This window comes from Cupriavidus sp. BIS7, from assembly GCF_000292345.1.
Classification (GTDB): domain Bacteria; phylum Pseudomonadota; class Gammaproteobacteria; order Burkholderiales; family Burkholderiaceae; genus Cupriavidus.
The window spans coordinates 21728-37893 of record NZ_ALOU01000009.1 but is presented as its reverse complement, the minus strand read 5'-3'; the positions used below and the strand labels follow the sequence as shown (position 1 = coordinate 37893).

Below are 16166 nucleotides of genomic sequence, written 5' to 3'. Positions count from 1 at the left end.
GGATGCCGGCCGCCTCGACCTACACCCATACCCACACCCACGAACCCTGAACAGGCTGATAACGATGAACGCCCCGATCCCACCCGAAGCCGCCCGCAAGGCCATGGAAGCCGTCACCATCGACGACAAGTACACGCTTGCCTCGGGCCGTGCCTTCATGACCGGTGTGCAGGCGCTGGTCCGCCTGCCGCTGCTGCAACGCAGCCGTGACGCCATGGCTGGCAAGAACACCGCCGCGTTCATCTCCGGCTACCGGGGATCGCCGCTCGGCACCTACGACCAGGCGTTGTGGCAGGCGAAGAAGCTGATGGCCGAGAACCACGTGGTCTTCAAGCCGGGCGTGAACGAGGAACTGGGCGTGACCGCCGTGTGGGGCTCGCAGCAGCTCGAATTCGATGCCGCCAGCAAGAAGTACGACGGCGTCTTCGGCATCTGGTACGGCAAGGGTCCGGGGGTGGACCGTTCGGGCGACGCGCTCAAGCACGCCAACCTGGCCGGCACCGCGCCGCTGGGCGGCGTGATCGCGCTGGCGGGCGATGACCATGTTTCCAAGAGCAGCACGCTGGCGCACCAGAGCGACCATACGTTCATGGCGTGCGGGCTGCCGGTGTTTTCTCCCTCCAGTGTCCAGGACATCCTTGACCTTGGCGTGCATGCCTTCGCCATGAGCCGCTTCAGCAGTTTGTGGTCTGGCATGAAGGTGGTGCAGGAGGTCGTGGAATCGGGCGCCTCGGTGGTGACCGACGCCGACCGCGTCAAGATCGTGCTGCCGGAAGACTTCCTGCCGCCGCAGGGCGGCCTGCATATCCGCTGGCCGGACGATCCGCTTGGCGCAGAGGCGCGCATGATGGAGTACAAGTGGCCGGCGGCGCTGGCCTACATCCGCGCCAACCGCCTTAACCACAACGTGGTCGAAGGCCCGCAAGACCGCCTCGGCATCATTGCCAGCGGCAAGGCGTACAGCGATACGCGCCAGGCGCTGCTGGACCTGGGCCTGGACGATAACGCATGCCGCACGCTGGGCATCCGCGTGCACAAGGTCAGCGTGGTGTGGCCGCTGGAGCCGGAGAGCGTGCGCGACTTCGCGCAGGGCCTGCGCGAGATCCTGGTGGTCGAGGAGAAGCGCCCGATCATCGAGCAGCAACTGAAGGACGAGCTGTATCACCAGAGCCCGGAGCGCCGTCCCGCCGTGTTCGGCAAGTTCGCCCATGGCGATGGCGGCGAGTGGAGCCACCGCAAGCCGGCCGAGGACTGGCTGCTGCGCGCCAAGGCCGACCTGTCGCCCGCGCAGGTGGCGAAGGCCATCGCGCAGCGGCTGGCCGCGCTCGGCGTGCCGGCCGATGTGCAGGCACGCATGGATATTCGCCTGCGCGAGATCGAGGCCAAGGAACGCGCCACCGCGCAGGGCGACAACCGCGCCAGCGACCGCCTGCCGTGGTTCTGCCCGGGCTGCCCGCACAACACCAGCACCAAGGTGCCGGAGGGCTCCACCGCCATGGCCGGCATCGGCTGTCATGGCATGGTGACGTGGATGGACCGCTCCACCACGTCGTGGTCGCAGATGGGCGGCGAAGGCGTGCACTGGATGGGACAGTCGGACTTCACCACGCGCAAGCACATGTTTGCCAACCTGGGTGATGGTACGTACAACCACTCCGGCCTGCTCGCGGTGCGCCAGTCGATCAATGCCGGCGTCAACCTGACCTACAAGATCCTCTTCAACAGCGCCGTGGCCATGACCGGCGGCCAGCCGGTCGACGCCGGCCAGCTGGACGTGCCCGCGATGTCGCGCGAACTGCATGCCGAAGGCATCCGCCAGATCGTGGTGGTGACTGACGAGCCGGCGAAGTACACGGGCGTGACCAACCTCGCGCCGGGCGTGACCATCCGCCACCGCGATGACCTTGACGCCGTGCAGCGCGAGCTGCGCGAAGTGGCGGGCGTGACCACCATCATCTACGACCAGGCCTGCGCCACCAAGAAGCGCCGCGAGCGCAAGCGCGGCACGATGCCCGATCCGGACAAGCGCGTGGTCATCAACGAACTGGTGTGCGAAGGCTGCGGCGACTGCTCGGTGCAGAGCAACTGCCTTGCCGTGCAACCGGTGGAAACGGACTTCGGCCGCAAGCGCAAGGTCAACCAGGACACCTGCAACAAGGACTTCTCGTGCGTGAAGGGCTTCTGCCCGAGCTTCGTCACGGTGGAGGGCGGCAAACTGCGCAAGCCCGCAGCCGGCAAGACCCAGCCCGCCCAGTTCGGCGCGCTGCCGTACCCCGCGCTGCCGGACGCCAGCCGTCCGCAACGCATCCTGGTTGCCGGCATCGGCGGCACGGGTATCGTCACGATCGGCGCGGTGCTGGGCATGGCCGCGCACCTCGAAGGCAAGGGCGTGATCACGCAGGATGCCACCGGCATGGCGCAGATGGGTGGCGCCACGTGGAGCCATATCCAGATCGCCGCCTCGCCCGAGGCACTGCACGCCAGCCGGGTCGACCTGGCCATGGCCGACCTCGTCATTGCCTGCGACGCCGTGGTCGGCGCCAGCAAGGCGACCGTCGCCACGCTGTCGCCCGAGCGCTCGTTCGTCGTGCTGAACAGCCATGTGACGCCCACGGCAGCATTCGTGCAGAACCCCGACTGGGCCCCGCCGGGCGACGACGCCATGGCCCGCATCACGCAGGCGGTGGGTGCCGATCGCGTTGCCACGCTCGACGCCGAGCAGGTGGCCACGCAACTGCTCGGCCAGACGATCTACGCCAACCTGCTGATGCTCGGCTACGCCTGGCAGAAGGGCCGCGTGCCGGTGTCGCTGGAGGCACTGATGCGCGCCATCGAACTGAACGGCGTGCAGGTGGAAAGCAACAAGGCTGCCTTCGAATGGGGCCGCCTGTGCGCACACGACATGTCGAAGGTGCCGCTGCGCACGCCGGCAGCGCAGGTGATCCAGTTCACCCGCAAGGCATCGGTGCCGGAACTGATCGGCAAGCATAAGGCGTTCCTTACGGCCTACCAGAACGCGGCCTACGCTACGCAGTACGAGACGTTCGTCGGCAAGGTGCAGTCGGCGGAAGGCGCGGTTGGCGGCAGCCGGCTGGCCGAAGCCGTGGCGCGTTCGCTGTTCAAGCTGATGGCCTACAAGGACGAGTACGAAGTGGCGCGCCTGCATACCGACGAATCGTTCCGCAAGCAGATCGAGGGGATGTTCGAAGGCGACGTGCGCATCGTGCACCACCTGGCGCCGCCGCTGTTCGCAAAGAAGAACGCGCAGGGCGAGCCCGTGAAGACGGCGTACGGTCCGTGGATGCGCGGCGCGTTCCAGGTGCTGGCGAAGTTCAAGGGCCTGCGTGGCACGGCGCTTGACCCGTTCGGCTACACCGCCGAGCGCCGCGAGGAGCGCGCGCTGATCGCCGAGTATCGCGAAAGCATCGAGGCCGTCCTGCGCTCGGTGAACCGCGACAACCTGGAACTGGCGCTGGAGATCGCCCGCCTGCCGCAGGAGATCCGTGGCTTCGGTCACGTCAAGGCGCGCAACCTCGCCGCCACGCGCCAGAAGTGGGCGCGGCTGATGGCGCAGTGGCGTGACGGCGGGCAGGGTGCGAAGCAGGCGCCGGCGCACGTGGCGGCCTGAGGCACCGGTTCCGTCGCCTGGACACGGCGACGGAAGACGACGCAAAACAAGTAACACATCAATATCAGCGGCAGGCACACGATTGACACTGCCGCACCTGGAGACAAGCATGCCCATCGATCCAACCACCACGGTGCCTCCCGCCCACGCGCCGCAAGGCGCGCAGGCGGCGCCAGCGCGGAAAACCATGTCGAAGGCTTCGGCGATCACGGCCATCACCATTGGCGGCGCGCTGGAACTGTACGACTCGGGGGTCTACAACTTCTTTGCCACGCTGATCATTCCGCTGTACTTCCCGGTTGGCAATCCGCTGGGCCAGCTTCTGCTGTCGTTCGGCACGTTTGGCGCGGGTTACCTGATGCGGCCGCTCGGCGGCCTTGTCATCGGCGCCTACGCGGACCGCCGCGGCCGCAAGCCGGCCGTGCTGATGTCGATGTGGCTGATGGCGCTCAGTGCGCTGATCCTGGTTGTCACGCCGCCCTATGCGCAGATGGGGGTGATGGCGCCGGTGCTGATGATCGTGGCCCGCCTGGTGCAGGGCTTTGCCATCGGCGGCGAGATGGGATCGGCCACGGCGATGCTGATGGAGTATGCCGACGAGCGCTCACGGGGCTTCTACACGAGCTGGCAGACCGCCAGCCAGGGCGTTGCCGCCGTGTTCGCCGCGCTGGTGGCGCTGGCGCTGAGCAACTCGCTCTCGCCGGCATCGCTGGAGTCGTGGGGCTGGCGCGTGGCGTTCCTGATCGGCATCCTGGTGATCCCCATCGGTCAGATCATCCGCCGCCGGCTGGAGGAAACGCTGACCCCCGTGCCGCGCAAGAAGGGTGCGAAGGTCGAAGGCAGCCTGACGATGATGCGCCAGCACTGGCGTGAACTTGTCGCCAGCATCCTGCTGATGATCGGGCTGGCCGCCGCCGTGCACCTGATCGCGTACTACCTGCCGAACTACGCTGCGTTCCAGCTTGGCATCAAACGTGGTGATGCCGTCTGGGCAGGGTTTGTCGCCGCCGCCATGATGGTCGTGTTCGGCCCGATTGCCGGCTGGATGAGCGACCGGCTGGGCCGCCGCACGATGGTGTGGTGGACGCGCATTGCGCTGCTGGTGCTGCCGTATCCGGCGTTCATGATCCTCAACGCCGCCCCGTCGCTGACTTGCCTGCTGGTGGTGGTTGCTGTGCTGGCGGTGCCGATGGCGATGACCTCGCCGTCCACGCTGGTGCTGGTAAGCGAGGTCCTGCCGCAACGGCTGCGCGCCACCGGCATGTCGGTGACGTACTACCTTGCCATTGCCGTCTTCGGCGGCTTTGCGCAGCTCTTCTCGACGCTGCTCATCCACCTGACGTCGAGCCCCAACGCGCCGGCGCTGTACCTGATCGGATGCGGGCTGATTTCGCTGCTGGGCCTGCGCATGGTGCCGGAGACGTTGGGGAAGCGGCTCGGATAAGACCACGGAACAACAATGCATTCGATACGAAAACACATCGGTTGTGTGATTGGCGCGATGGCGCTGGCGGCCAGTGCGGCCAGCGCGATGGCTGAGGGGGTGTACCCGAATCGGCCGATACGTATGATCGTTCCATGGCCTGCGGGGGGCAGCGTGGATATCGCCACGCGCATCGTCACGGAACGGCTATCCATCGACCTGGGGCAACCCGTCATCGTGGAGAACAAACCGGGTGCCGCCGGAAATATCGGCGCGCTGGCGGCGGCAAAGTCCGCGCCGGACGGGTACACGCTGCTGGTGGCGACCACGCCGATGATCATCAACCGCAGTCTCGACGACAAGCTGCCGTATGACCTGTCCCGCGACTTCAGGCCGGTCGGTGAGCTCGTCACGCTGAACTACGTGCTGGTGGCAAATCCGTCCGTGGCCAGCTCGGTACAGGAGCTGGTGCATAAGGCCAAGCTGCAACCGGGTCAGATCACCTATGCGTCGTCGGGTCCGGGTACGCAACTCCATCTGATTGGCGAAGCATTCAGGAAGCAGGCGGGGGTCGACATTGTCCACGTGCCGTACAAGGGTGCGCCGCCGGCGCTGGCGGACATGATCGGGGGGCACATCTCGATGATGTTCCCCGGATACCCCGTGGTGGAGCCGCTGGTGAAGTCCGGGCAGCTCAAGGCGCTTGCCGTGGTGGGCAAGCACCGGCTGGCGGGCTTGCCCAATGTCCCGACCCTGGCCGAAGCAGGCGTGCCCGGCATTGAATCCGTGGAGTGGTATGGTGTGGTGACGCCGATCGGCACGCCAGACGCCATCGTGGCCAGACTCGGCAATGAGATTACCAAGGCCGTCCGGAGCCCCGAAGTCCAGCAGCGCCTGGCCAGCCGTGGCTTCGATCCAGTCAGCAGTACACCGCAAGAATTTGCCGACCTGATACAGGCGGAGCAGAAAAAATGGCCCGTCCTGGTCAAACAGGCCGGCCTGCACCGCGAGTAGCCATCCGCGGTCATCCATCAACAACTGCTAAGGAAGCTTGTCAGCATGTTCACCGAATGCCCAACCGAGAGAAGCCGACTGATCGCCGACCGCGTCGAGCGATTCGTGCGTGACGTCGTCATTCCCTACGAGCGCGATCCGCGCTGCGAAAGTCACGGTCCGTCCGAGGATCTTGTTGCCGAATTGCGCGACAAGGCGCGTGCCGCCGGCCTGATGACCCCCCATATCCTGCCTGACGGCTCTCACCTGAACCAGCGTGAGACTGCGGCGGTGCTCAAGCGCAGCGGCTTGTCGCCGCTGGGGCCGGTAGCTGTCAATACCATGGCGCCGGACGAAGGCAACATGTTCCTGCTCGGTGCGGTGGCCACGGCCGCGCAGAAGGCCCGCTTCCTGGCGCCGCTTGTGGCCGGCAAGGCCCGCTCGGCGTTCTTCATGACGGAACCCGCGGAGGACGGCGGCGCAGGTTCCGATCCGTCCATGCTGCAGACAACGGCGGTCAGGGGCGGCGACGATTGGGTAATAAACGGGCGCAAGAAGTTCATCACTGGCGCCGAGGGTGCTAGCGTGGGCATTGTCATGGCGCGCACCGGCGATGGCGATCGTGTACAGGCCACGATGTTCCTGGTCGACCTGCCGCACCCTGCCATCCGCATCGAACGCCTGATCGACACCATCGACAGTTCCATGCCGGGCGGCCATGCACTGGTCGTGATCGACAACCTGCGCGTGCCGCAGGCCCAGGTGCTTGGCGAAGTGAACGAAGGCTTCCGCTATGCGCAGGTGCGGCTGTCGCCGGCCCGGCTCTCCCACTGCATGCGCTGGTTTGGCTGCGCCACGCGGGCCGACGAGATTGCACGCGGCTACGCCACCACGCGCAAGGCGTTCGGCAAGCTGCTCATCGACCACGAGGGCGTGGGGTTCATGCTGGCCGAGAACCTGATCGATCTGCAGCAGGCTGCGTTGATGATCGACTGGTGCGCCGGCGTGCTGGATGAGGGCTCCCTGGGCACGGCGGAAAGCTCGATGGCCAAGGTGGCCGTGTCCGAGGCCTTGTTCCGGGTGGCAGACCGCTGCGTGCAGATCCTTGGCGGAATGGGCGTGTCACGCGACACCGTTGTCGAACAGATCTTCCGCGAGATTCGCGGATTCCGCATCTACGACGGTCCGACCGAAGTCCACAAATGGTCGCTGGCCAAGAAGATCAAGCGCGACACACTTGGCGCAGCGCATCACAAGTGAGCGGGGCGCCGTGCGTCCATTTTTGGCGCACGGCTGGTGAACTGCCGGCCGGGCTGGTCCCGCTGTCGCTGTTCACATAACGCTGCACTGCGGACACGAACAATCTGAGTCTGCCACCAGCCCGTTCAACGGACGTTGAACCCGCGGTTCATCTAAGCTTGAATTATCCGGTGCTCGGTTCACTTAGCTTTGAACCTTGCGGCTTTGCGGTGCGGCCTACTCGCCTCGGTCTGGGCCGCCGGCACGGGGGTCCGTGAGGGTCACTGATCGACCCGTTTCGGCCGTTCGGCGAGTTTTTGCAAACGTCTCTACGCCGTTGAAAAGCGGCCGTTCCGGCTCGCTCAACGCGGGGCGGCCTCGGCTGGAGCCGATCAACGGTCCTTCCCGTCCATGTTCACGAAATATGATGCCGTTGTGGACATCGCAGTGCGGGTCCATCAGCACCTCTAGGCGTGTGTTGTTTGTTTCGCCGACATCATGGCGTTTTGTCAAAAACTGCGCGGCACCGATCGTCTGTGAGTCACAGGATGAAAGGTGCTCGCGTCGGCCCTCGTTCAAAACGCCGACGCATTCTCGAAAATGCGGCTGTTGAAGTACGGTGCTCGAACGCCTATCCCAAGAGGCTTTTGACACCTGTGTAAAACATATACGCCGCCACCAGATACAAGATGCACGCAAAGGTACGCTTGAGCTTCTTGACGGGCAGTGCGTGGGCAGCCTTTGCTCCGAGAGGGGCAGTCATGACGCTGAAAGCAGCGACGACAACCAATCCGAGAATCCAGACATAGCCGACGGAGTTGGGAGGCCGCTCTGCGATGCCCTGACCACTGAAGACGTAGCCAGCCACATTCGCGAGGGCAATGGGAAAACCCAGCGCCGCAGAAGTCGCCACTGCGTCGTGGATGGCGATATTGCACCAGGTCATGAAGGGCACGCTGATGAAGCCCCCACCAGCGCCCACCAGCCCGGACAGAAATCCAATCACGCTCCCCGCAGAGAACTTGCCGACGGCGCCGGGCATAGTTCGAGATGCTGCGGGCTTCTTGTCCAGAAACATCTGTGTCGCCGAGAACGTGACGAACAACGAGAAAAAGAGCGCGAGCCAACTTCCCTTGAGCAGCGCAAAGGCACCCGCACTACTAACCAAACTACCAAACACGATGCCAGGTGCAAGATGCTTGACGATGTCCCAACGCACGGCACCACGCTTCTGGTGTGCGATCACACTTGAGATGGATGTGAAAAGAATGGCCGACATCGAGGTAGCGATCGCCATCTTCACTGCCAGTTCGGGTGCGGTACCAAGTCCCGACAGAATGAAGGTCAGGACGGGGACCATCACCATCCCGCCACCAATACCCAGCAGCCCCGCCAAGAATCCGCTTCCTATGCCAAGAAGCGCAAGTTCAAGCAATAGCACGGGTGAAATATCCAGCATAACGCGTCCATTGTTTCGAGATTTTTAGGCTGTGCTCAGAAACCGATGGCCATGCCATCACGCCGGCCATCGGAGCCGCCTAGGAAAACGCCACGGGCCTGATCGACCCAGATCGCATGACAGGTTCCAAGAGGATTGACGGCAGCGATTGGCAAGTGACCCTTTGCGCGCAGTCCGTCCCATATCGACTCGGGGACTGTGCTCTCCAGTTCGAATGAGTCGCCACGCGCCAGCATTCGCGGATGCTCGATGGCCTGCTGAATGGACATGCCGTAGTCAACGATGTTGGACAGTACCTGTAATTGGCCCGCTGGCTGGTAGTGGCCGCCAGTGACGCCGAATGACATCACCGCTTCGCCGCCCTTGGTGAGCAACGCAGGAATGATCGTATGCATGGGGCGCTTGCGGCCAGCGATCTCATTGGGATGCCCTGCCTCCAGGCTGAAACCGCAACCGCGGTTGTGCAAAAGGATGCCGGAATCGCTTGCTACGAGACCACTGCCGAAATCGTCGAACAGCGAATTGATGAACGCGACGACGGTACCATCAGCGTCAGCCACTGAAATAAACACCGTGTCCTTGTGCTCCGGCCCAGCAGCAGGTCTGAAGTCTTCAATCCGCCTGTCCCAGTTGATGCGCGCCACCAACTGGGCAATGCGTTGCGCTGACAGCCATTGCTCTACATCGAGTGGATGATGCGTCGGATCGCACAAGAAGGCATCTCGCTCCGCATAGGCGATCCGCGAAATCTCACCCTGCAAGTGAAAACGCTCCGTACCCAAGGCGCTGTACTTGGACAGATCGAAGCTGTTGAGCATGGAAGCGATCTGCAGCGCCACAATGCCCTGACCGCTTGGTGGGCACTCCCAAAGCCGATAGCCGCGATATTCCGCAGAGATGGGCTGGACATACTCAGGCCGGTATTCCGCCAAGTCCTCCAGTTCCATCACACCCCCGCGGTGCTTCAGCGAGGCCACGATGTCTTCAGCAATCCAGCCTTCGTAAAAGGCGTCTGCACCGTCGCGCGCAATGGAGCGCAATGCGCTCCCGAGCTTTGCATTGAAGCGCCTGTCACCCACTGCCGGGGACTGTCCCGCCGGCATGAAGATCTCTTTGGCTTCTGGTGTGGCCGATACCTTCTCTGCGCTACGCGCCCAGTCGCGAGCGAGCCGTTCGGTGACGAGGTAGCCTTGCTCCGCTGCGTTGATGGCAGGCCCGAACAATTCCTCGAAAGACTTTGTCCCATGATCCTTCAGCAGCAGTTCCCAAGCGCGCACTGAGCCGGGAACTGTCACCGCGTGGACGTTATCGGCCGAGATCGCCGTCAAGCCCGATTGGCGCAGCTGAGCTGCGCTGGTGCACCGCGGAGCCCAGCCAGCACCATTGAGGGCAACAGGCGGCTGGCCACGCTTTTTGAGCAGCACGAAGCAGTCGCCACCAATGCCCGTCTGTGTGGGCTCGACCACCGCCAGCATGGCTGCCACAGCTACAGCCGCGTCGACGGCATTGCCTCCCGAATGGAGCACATCGAGACCCGCCAGCGCTGCTGCAGGGTTCGAGGTAGCGACCATTCCCTTGGAGCCGACGGATACGGGACGGCCCGGAAATTCAAATTTGCGCATGGCAACTTCCCCTTCTCACATTAGAGGCTGAATTTAGCGATGATCGCGAGAACGCCGCTGATCAAACAAATCACACCGATCAGAGCAACCAACACATTCGTCAGCCGCCCCTTGTATTTTTGCAACAGCGGCACCTTACGGAATGCGTACAAGGGCAGGAAATAGACGACGAACACGCTCACCGGAACAAGTGCAACCTTGATCAAATTCAGCACGTCGAAGTTGGCAATTGCGAAGGCCGTCGTGACAGCGAAAATAAAAATAGCCAGTACCCTAGAGAATGCTTTGCTAGTCAGATACTGCTCGGGCAAGCCGAGAACAATTCGACCAAAGCTTTTCGCACTTTCCTCTGTCGCAAGATAGTGAGCAAGAAAGGACTTGATCACTGCCGCGAACACGATGGCTTGAGAGGCAATCGCCATAGCGGGTGTATCAAACTTCCGAGCAAGGAACGACACGATAGTCAAATTGCTCGCCTTAGCCTGGGCCAATTCTTCAGGTGATAGCGCAAAAATACTACTCCACGAGAAGAACAGGACGGTCGTCGCGATCAGCATGACTGCGATCCCCATGACCTGAGTGACCTTGCGGGTGGCTTCAACGCCGTAGTGACGCTTTTGAGCGACAACAAAGCTTGAAGTGATTGACGTGAAACTAAAGGCAAACACCAACATTGGTATTCCCTTCCAAACATCGATCACCAGTTTTTCTGCACCGCCAAAGTTCACCGCCGTTTCCAGCATTGACGGATTCCAATGAGGTATGGCCGCAATGCCGAAAATCACAATCGAGACAATGAACGGAAAAACAATGCCCCCCATGATCTTGACGATCGTAGTAGTTCCGTGTCTCACCAGCATCATTAATGCGAGCACCGCCGCCGGAGCGACAATCCATCGAGAAAGATCACCCATCCCCAATTGGGTTCGCACAAAATCAAGGATTGTGTTGGTCAGAGTGATCGTGTATATGGTCATCGATGGAAAGACTGTTGCAAAATACAACGCAATCAGAACCTTTCCCCACTTTGAGCCCAAATGCTCATTCGTGGTGTCCAGAATATTTCCATCCCTGCCACCTTCCGTCGAACCGGCCAACACATATCGAGCCAAGCCAAGGTATGGAATGAAGGTAATAGGGAATGCCAATAAGGACAAAATGACCATCGGCCAAAAGCCAGAGAGGCCGAGACTTACGGGGAGAAAAAGACTCCCGCCACTCACGGATGTGCCGTATATTCCAAGAACCCACATAGTGTCATGTCGGCTCCAGCGCAGGCTGCTCGGGGAAATATTGACAGCTACTGTATTGGCTTTCATTTCGCTCCCCCGCAATCAATAGAAATTGAATCATGGGCATTACCCCGGGGAGTCTGGTAAAAATAGGGTATACCTCTGACCAGCAATATTCTGAACGTCGGGCGCTGCATGGTATGTCTCCAAGGAAATTGTTAATTGATCAACGTTTGGCGTGATGCCTATCCGCTGCCTACGCTGGGCGGCGGATTTATAGAAATCAAAAGGAAAAGAGGATTTCAGTTTTAATAGGCTCTGCCGCTGGCATCACGGCTGAGCTATTAGTTTCAAAATGGAAGGACAACCTGTCCGAATAAAAGTGCCTTCTAAGCAGTACGCCATGCAGCCTGCTTGGCTGCAATTTCTTCTGCAGAGCAGCCGACGAGTTGCTTGTAAACCAGCGGCGCAGTAGCTCCCTCGGTATTGATGATCAGCACACGAGAGTTGGCATCGAGCTTCACCTGTGCCGAGAGCGCGTCATTCGCACGCAGCACTTCAAGCGCCGCGAGGCCAGCGGTACCCGATTCACCCGCCACGATAGGAATATCCTTCTCGCTGCCATTCGCTAGGGTCTTCATTGCCTCTACGGCCAGACCGTCTTCGATGGTCATGAAGTGGTCGGCACTGGTTTGCAGAAACTTCCAAGCCAAAGGCGAGGTTTCACCGCAAGCCAGGCCGGCCATCACTGAATCAATTGAACCCGTGGCTTTTGCAGCACGGCCCTGGATCGCGCTCTGAAGCAGGCAGTCCGCCTGATCCGGTTCAACCACGATGAAATGGGGGCGGTGCTCGCCTTGGAATTCCCACAGGTAGCTGAACAAGCCGGCAGCCATGCCGCCGACGCCGCCTTGTAGGAAGACATGAGTGAAAGCGCCGGCCTCGTTCGCACGCGCGTCGGTCTGTTCCACGATCTCGGCTGCGATGGTGCCGTAGCCCTGCATCACGTCGCGCGGAATGTCCTCATAGCCTTCATATGAGGTATCGGATACCACCTGCCAGCCATGCGCTGCAGACAGGCGTGCAGCCTCCTCGACCGACTCGTCGTAGTTGCCCTTGATGCGTACGATCTCGGCACCAAACTCGGCAATCGCCTCTTCGCGCTCCACACTCACATTGGCATGCAACACGATGACGCAACGGCAGCCCGCATCGCGCGCGGCGGCAGCCAGGCCCCGGCCGTGGTTGCCATCTGTTGCGCTGATGACCGTGTAGTCCTTCAGCTGCTTGGCATAGCTGCCCGTCAGAATGGATGCAGGCTCGAACTCGGGATGCAAGCGCAGGATTTGGCGCACCAGGGCGATAGGGGCACCCAGTGCCTTGAAGCTGCCGAGCGGCGAGCGCACCGATTCGTCCTTGACGCTGAAGCGTGCCACCCTCAGCTTTTGCGCAAGACCTGGCAGGTCATACAAAGGCGTGGCTTGACGGGCGATGCCCGACCAGGCCGCAAGCCAGCGCCGACTTTCTTCCGCGCGCTCAATGCACATGATGGCGCGCAATTCCGCGGGATATGACGCGCGGGTGGCCTGCGGGTTAGCGAACAGCGAGGGGCTGTGCGTCCCTGTGGCGGCGTTGCCGTTCGGGACGCGAGGTTCGATAGCAGAAGTAGGCATGTAGTCTCCAATGGGTTCGTCGCCAAGTTATGAAATAATATTTCTATCTCATGCGGGGTTGTATTAAACTTCACTGTCAAAATGGAATTTTTTCTCTATTTAGGGGCGGTTTTGTACCGACATTTCAGATGACCTCGAAACTTGACAGCTACGACCGCCTGCTGCTGGCAGCGGTCCAAGACGATGCACGGGTACCCCAGAGCGAACTGGGGGAGCGCACCAACCTGTCTACGGCCGCAGTGAACCGTAGACTTAAGCAACTCTCCGCCGACGGGGTCATCGAGCGGTACACGGCCAGCATCAATCCCAAAGCCGTCGGCTACGGGTTGACCATCGTTGTTGAGGTCAAGGCGGAAAGTGAGCGAGCAGACCTTCTTGGCGAAATGCGGCAAGGCTTCAATGCCTGCCGCCAGATCCAGCAGTGCTATTACGTGACTGGCGAATGCGACTTCGTACTGATTTTTCTCGTGCAGGATATGGATCAATACGTGGAATTGACGCGCGAACTATTTCACGCCAATAACAATGTCAAATATTTCAAAACGCTGGTGGTGATGGACCGCATTAAAACTGGAATGAACGTGCCCTTGTAGAAAATGGACGAGCTTGCTCACCCATTTTCTAAAATCTCAGGCGAATACGCTATCCGTCAGTTAACCTCAATCTTGGCAGAGGTGATGGCAGCGCCCCACCTACGGTATTCCTCAGCGGTGAGCTTTGCGAGTTCGGCAGCACTGCCTGGCTTTGTAACGTAGCCCTTTTCAATAAGCGCAGGCGCGATAGACGGATCAGACATCACCTTCATAACCGCTGCTTCAAGGCATCTCGTTATACAGAACTACAACCATCTTCTTGGCGAGGCCTGATGCCTGAGGCTGCGTAAATTCCGAAGCAAGGGGTTGTAAACATCGACAAACTTGCATTTACTCTCGGATTTTCGGGCAGCAATGTGCAACGAGTCGGGGGCATGGGTGGACGAGGAATTTGAGAGTCTGGATCTTGGTGATCCGCGGCGGGATCGGCGGGCCAAGGAATTGCTCAAGCGGTTTGCGGCGCTGCCTACGGCGAGTATTCCCGGCGCATGCGATGACTGGTCGCAAACCATTGCGGCCTATCGGTTTCTAGGCAATGAGCAGATCGATTGGCGGGATGTGATGCAGCCGCATTGGGATCGCACGGCGGACAGAGTCGCGCAGTTTCCGGTGGTGCTGTGCATCGCTGACACGACCGAGTTGAACTTCAATGGGCAGGAAGTGGACGGGCTGGGTCCGCTGAGCTATGAAGCCCAGCGGGGCATGTTTCTGCATCCGACCTACGCGGTGACGCCTGACCGTGAACCGCTGGGGGTGATCGATGCCTGGATGTGGGCTCGGGAGCCAAAGGACGCCGACGGTAACCGCAGCGGGATCAAGGAAAGCGTACGCTGGATCGAGGGGTACGAACGGGTTGCGGAGCAAGCTGCGCTGCTGCCCCAGACACGGCTGGTGTATGTCACGGACCGCGAGGGTGATATTGCCGAGTTGATGGCGCGCGCCCAGGAACTTGGCCAGCCGGCCGACTGGTTGATCCAGTCGGGGACGAGCAGTACCTGCGCTCGCTCATCCATGTAGGGGCCATCGATGTGCTAATAGATGGCTTGAACGAAGCGACACCCGACACACGGTCGCGCATCGTGCAATTCGTGGAAGAATCCTTCCGCGGCAACTTCATTCTTACCACACAACCTATGGACTGGGTTCGTCCGCGCACCGCCCGCGTTCTCAGGCTACAGGCATTGCGGCCCGATCAGATCGAGGACTTCCTCGTCAGGCAGTGGCCAGCAGTACGAGGGGATGCTCGAATGGACGAAGTAACGTACGGCCAGGTCGTGAAGGCGTATGTGGTGGAGATCGCTGGAGAGGACGAAGCTGAGTCCTGGCTCAAGGTGCTCAGCAACCCGATGGAAGCAAGCCTGGTTGCCGAGCTGCTGTCTCGTGGCGAGCGCCCCGATTTGCTACGCTTGGTCGAGCAACGCTTCGTGACGATGGAGAAGGAGTTTTGCGAACGTGAAAGCCGGCCGTTTCCGTACTCGAGGTTCGCAGAGCAGGTCTACACATGGAGAGTGTCAGGCAAGCCGTACTTTGATCCAGAGGGCTTTGATGCCGAAGTGACCATGCTGGTCGAGCACAAGCTCATGATTGCGCGAACCGTGGCGGTACGCAGTCCGGACGCAATCAGGGACGAAAGTCGCTGGTGGTTTCGCCATGACAAATTTATGGAGTTTTGCCTGCTTCCGGCTTTCCTTGACTTGACGATCATGCGGAGCGACAACGCCAGCATGCGTCCGACGAAGCATTTTTCGGGGTGTACGAACTGCTGGCCCTGAAACTATCTGATGACGACGAGTTGAAACTGCGCGATTTCCTCGTGGAGCAGGCCGCCGATACCCAGCGCAACGATTTGCCTAATCGTTACACCGTTGTGCGACGTCGTCGGTGTGTGCAGATAAATTTACGGCTGAGATTTCTGGGCCTCGGAGGGTCCTTTGAGGCTCCCCGGGGTACGGCGAACCCACCTTGGGAAGCGGTTTCGTCGTTGCGGAAGCAATGGCATGGCGAGAAGCACAGAAATGGACTGTTCGAGCGGACGGCGTCGTCAGCCGGAATGGCCATTGGAATCTCGGCCGCACACACAGCGCTTGAAGATGAAACTGGCTTTTCCGAGGAATTGTCATTTGTTGAGTCCCTTCGGCGAATGGCGAGTCGTCGCTCATCAACAGACGTTCTCTCATGCGACTGCGAAGGGCCGTTCCTGGCCGATCTGAGCCGCTCGACAACCACACGAGCTTCAGCATTGGCGTCCTCCCTCTGACGGCGAGTGGCCCATCCTCCGGATCGCTGACTGGCCAAGTTCAGCGT

At 61.1% G+C, this 16166-nt stretch carries 11 protein-coding genes and 1 pseudogene; 8 read left to right on the top strand and 4 right to left on the bottom strand.

Annotated features, from left to right (window positions below; all coding sequences use genetic code 11):
* The first annotated feature begins 64 nt into the window (after nucleotides 1–64).
* From B552_RS0102965 to B552_RS0102950, 4 genes are all read left to right on the top strand, one after another.
* Nucleotides 65–3628 (top strand): indolepyruvate ferredoxin oxidoreductase family protein, encoded by a 3564-nt coding sequence (locus B552_RS0102965; protein WP_019447510.1) that lies wholly within the window; start codon nucleotides 65–67, stop codon nucleotides 3626–3628.
* A gap of 109 nt (nucleotides 3629–3737) precedes the next feature.
* Nucleotides 3738–5072, top strand: a complete 1335-nt coding sequence (locus B552_RS0102960) for an MFS transporter (protein WP_019447509.1) — start codon at nucleotides 3738–3740, stop codon at nucleotides 5070–5072.
* A 15-nt stretch (nucleotides 5073–5087) separates the two neighbouring features.
* Nucleotides 5088–6065: a tripartite tricarboxylate transporter substrate binding protein gene (locus B552_RS0102955; RefSeq protein ID WP_026035257.1), complete on the top strand. Its 978-nt coding sequence runs from the start codon at nucleotides 5088–5090 to the stop codon at nucleotides 6063–6065.
* A 45-nt stretch (nucleotides 6066–6110) separates the two neighbouring features.
* Entirely contained in the window at nucleotides 6111–7304 is a 1194-nt protein-coding gene (locus B552_RS0102950; protein ID WP_019447507.1) for an acyl-CoA dehydrogenase, read from the top strand.
* Between the two features lie 610 nt (nucleotides 7305–7914).
* On the opposite strand, the gene B552_RS0102945 is transcribed toward B552_RS0102950, so the two are convergent.
* From B552_RS0102945 to B552_RS0102930, 4 genes are all read right to left on the bottom strand, one after another.
* Nucleotides 7915–8742: a sulfite exporter TauE/SafE family protein gene (locus B552_RS0102945; RefSeq protein WP_019447506.1), complete on the bottom strand. Its 828-nt coding sequence runs from the start codon at nucleotides 8740–8742 to the stop codon at nucleotides 7915–7917.
* A 35-nt stretch (nucleotides 8743–8777) separates the two neighbouring features.
* A complete protein-coding gene (gene ggt / locus B552_RS0102940; protein ID WP_019447505.1) occupies nucleotides 8778–10364 on the bottom strand; it encodes a gamma-glutamyltransferase in 1587 nt (528 codons plus the stop codon).
* Nucleotides 10365–10384: 20 nt separating this feature from the next.
* Nucleotides 10385–11683 (bottom strand): hypothetical protein, encoded by a 1299-nt coding sequence (locus tag B552_RS0102935; RefSeq protein WP_026035255.1) that lies wholly within the window; start codon nucleotides 11681–11683, stop codon nucleotides 10385–10387.
* Nucleotides 11684–11985: 302 nt separating this feature from the next.
* Nucleotides 11986–13269, bottom strand: coding sequence for a diaminopropionate ammonia-lyase (locus tag B552_RS0102930; RefSeq protein ID WP_083860209.1), 1284 nt, complete (start codon nucleotides 13267–13269; stop codon nucleotides 11986–11988).
* A gap of 128 nt (nucleotides 13270–13397) precedes the next feature.
* On the opposite strand from B552_RS0102930, the gene B552_RS0102925 reads away from it, so the two are divergent.
* The 4 genes and pseudogenes from B552_RS0102925 (at nucleotide 13398) to B552_RS28710 (ending at nucleotide 16119) form a co-directional block, all read left to right on the top strand.
* A complete protein-coding gene (locus tag B552_RS0102925; protein ID WP_019447502.1) occupies nucleotides 13398–13862 on the top strand; it encodes an Lrp/AsnC family transcriptional regulator in 465 nt (154 codons plus the stop codon).
* Between the two features lie 399 nt (nucleotides 13863–14261).
* Nucleotides 14262–14843, top strand: a pseudogene (locus B552_RS27060) (transposase DNA-binding-containing protein); the annotation flags it as partial.
* A gap of 62 nt (nucleotides 14844–14905) precedes the next feature.
* A complete protein-coding gene (locus tag B552_RS27055; protein ID WP_157160164.1) occupies nucleotides 14906–15634 on the top strand; it encodes a hypothetical protein in 729 nt (242 codons plus the stop codon).
* Nucleotides 15613–16119 (top strand): hypothetical protein, encoded by a 507-nt coding sequence (locus B552_RS28710; RefSeq protein ID WP_157160163.1) that lies wholly within the window; start codon nucleotides 15613–15615, stop codon nucleotides 16117–16119. The genes B552_RS27055 and B552_RS28710 overlap by 22 nt, the downstream gene beginning before the upstream one ends.
* Nucleotides 16120–16166: the final 47 nt, after the last annotated feature.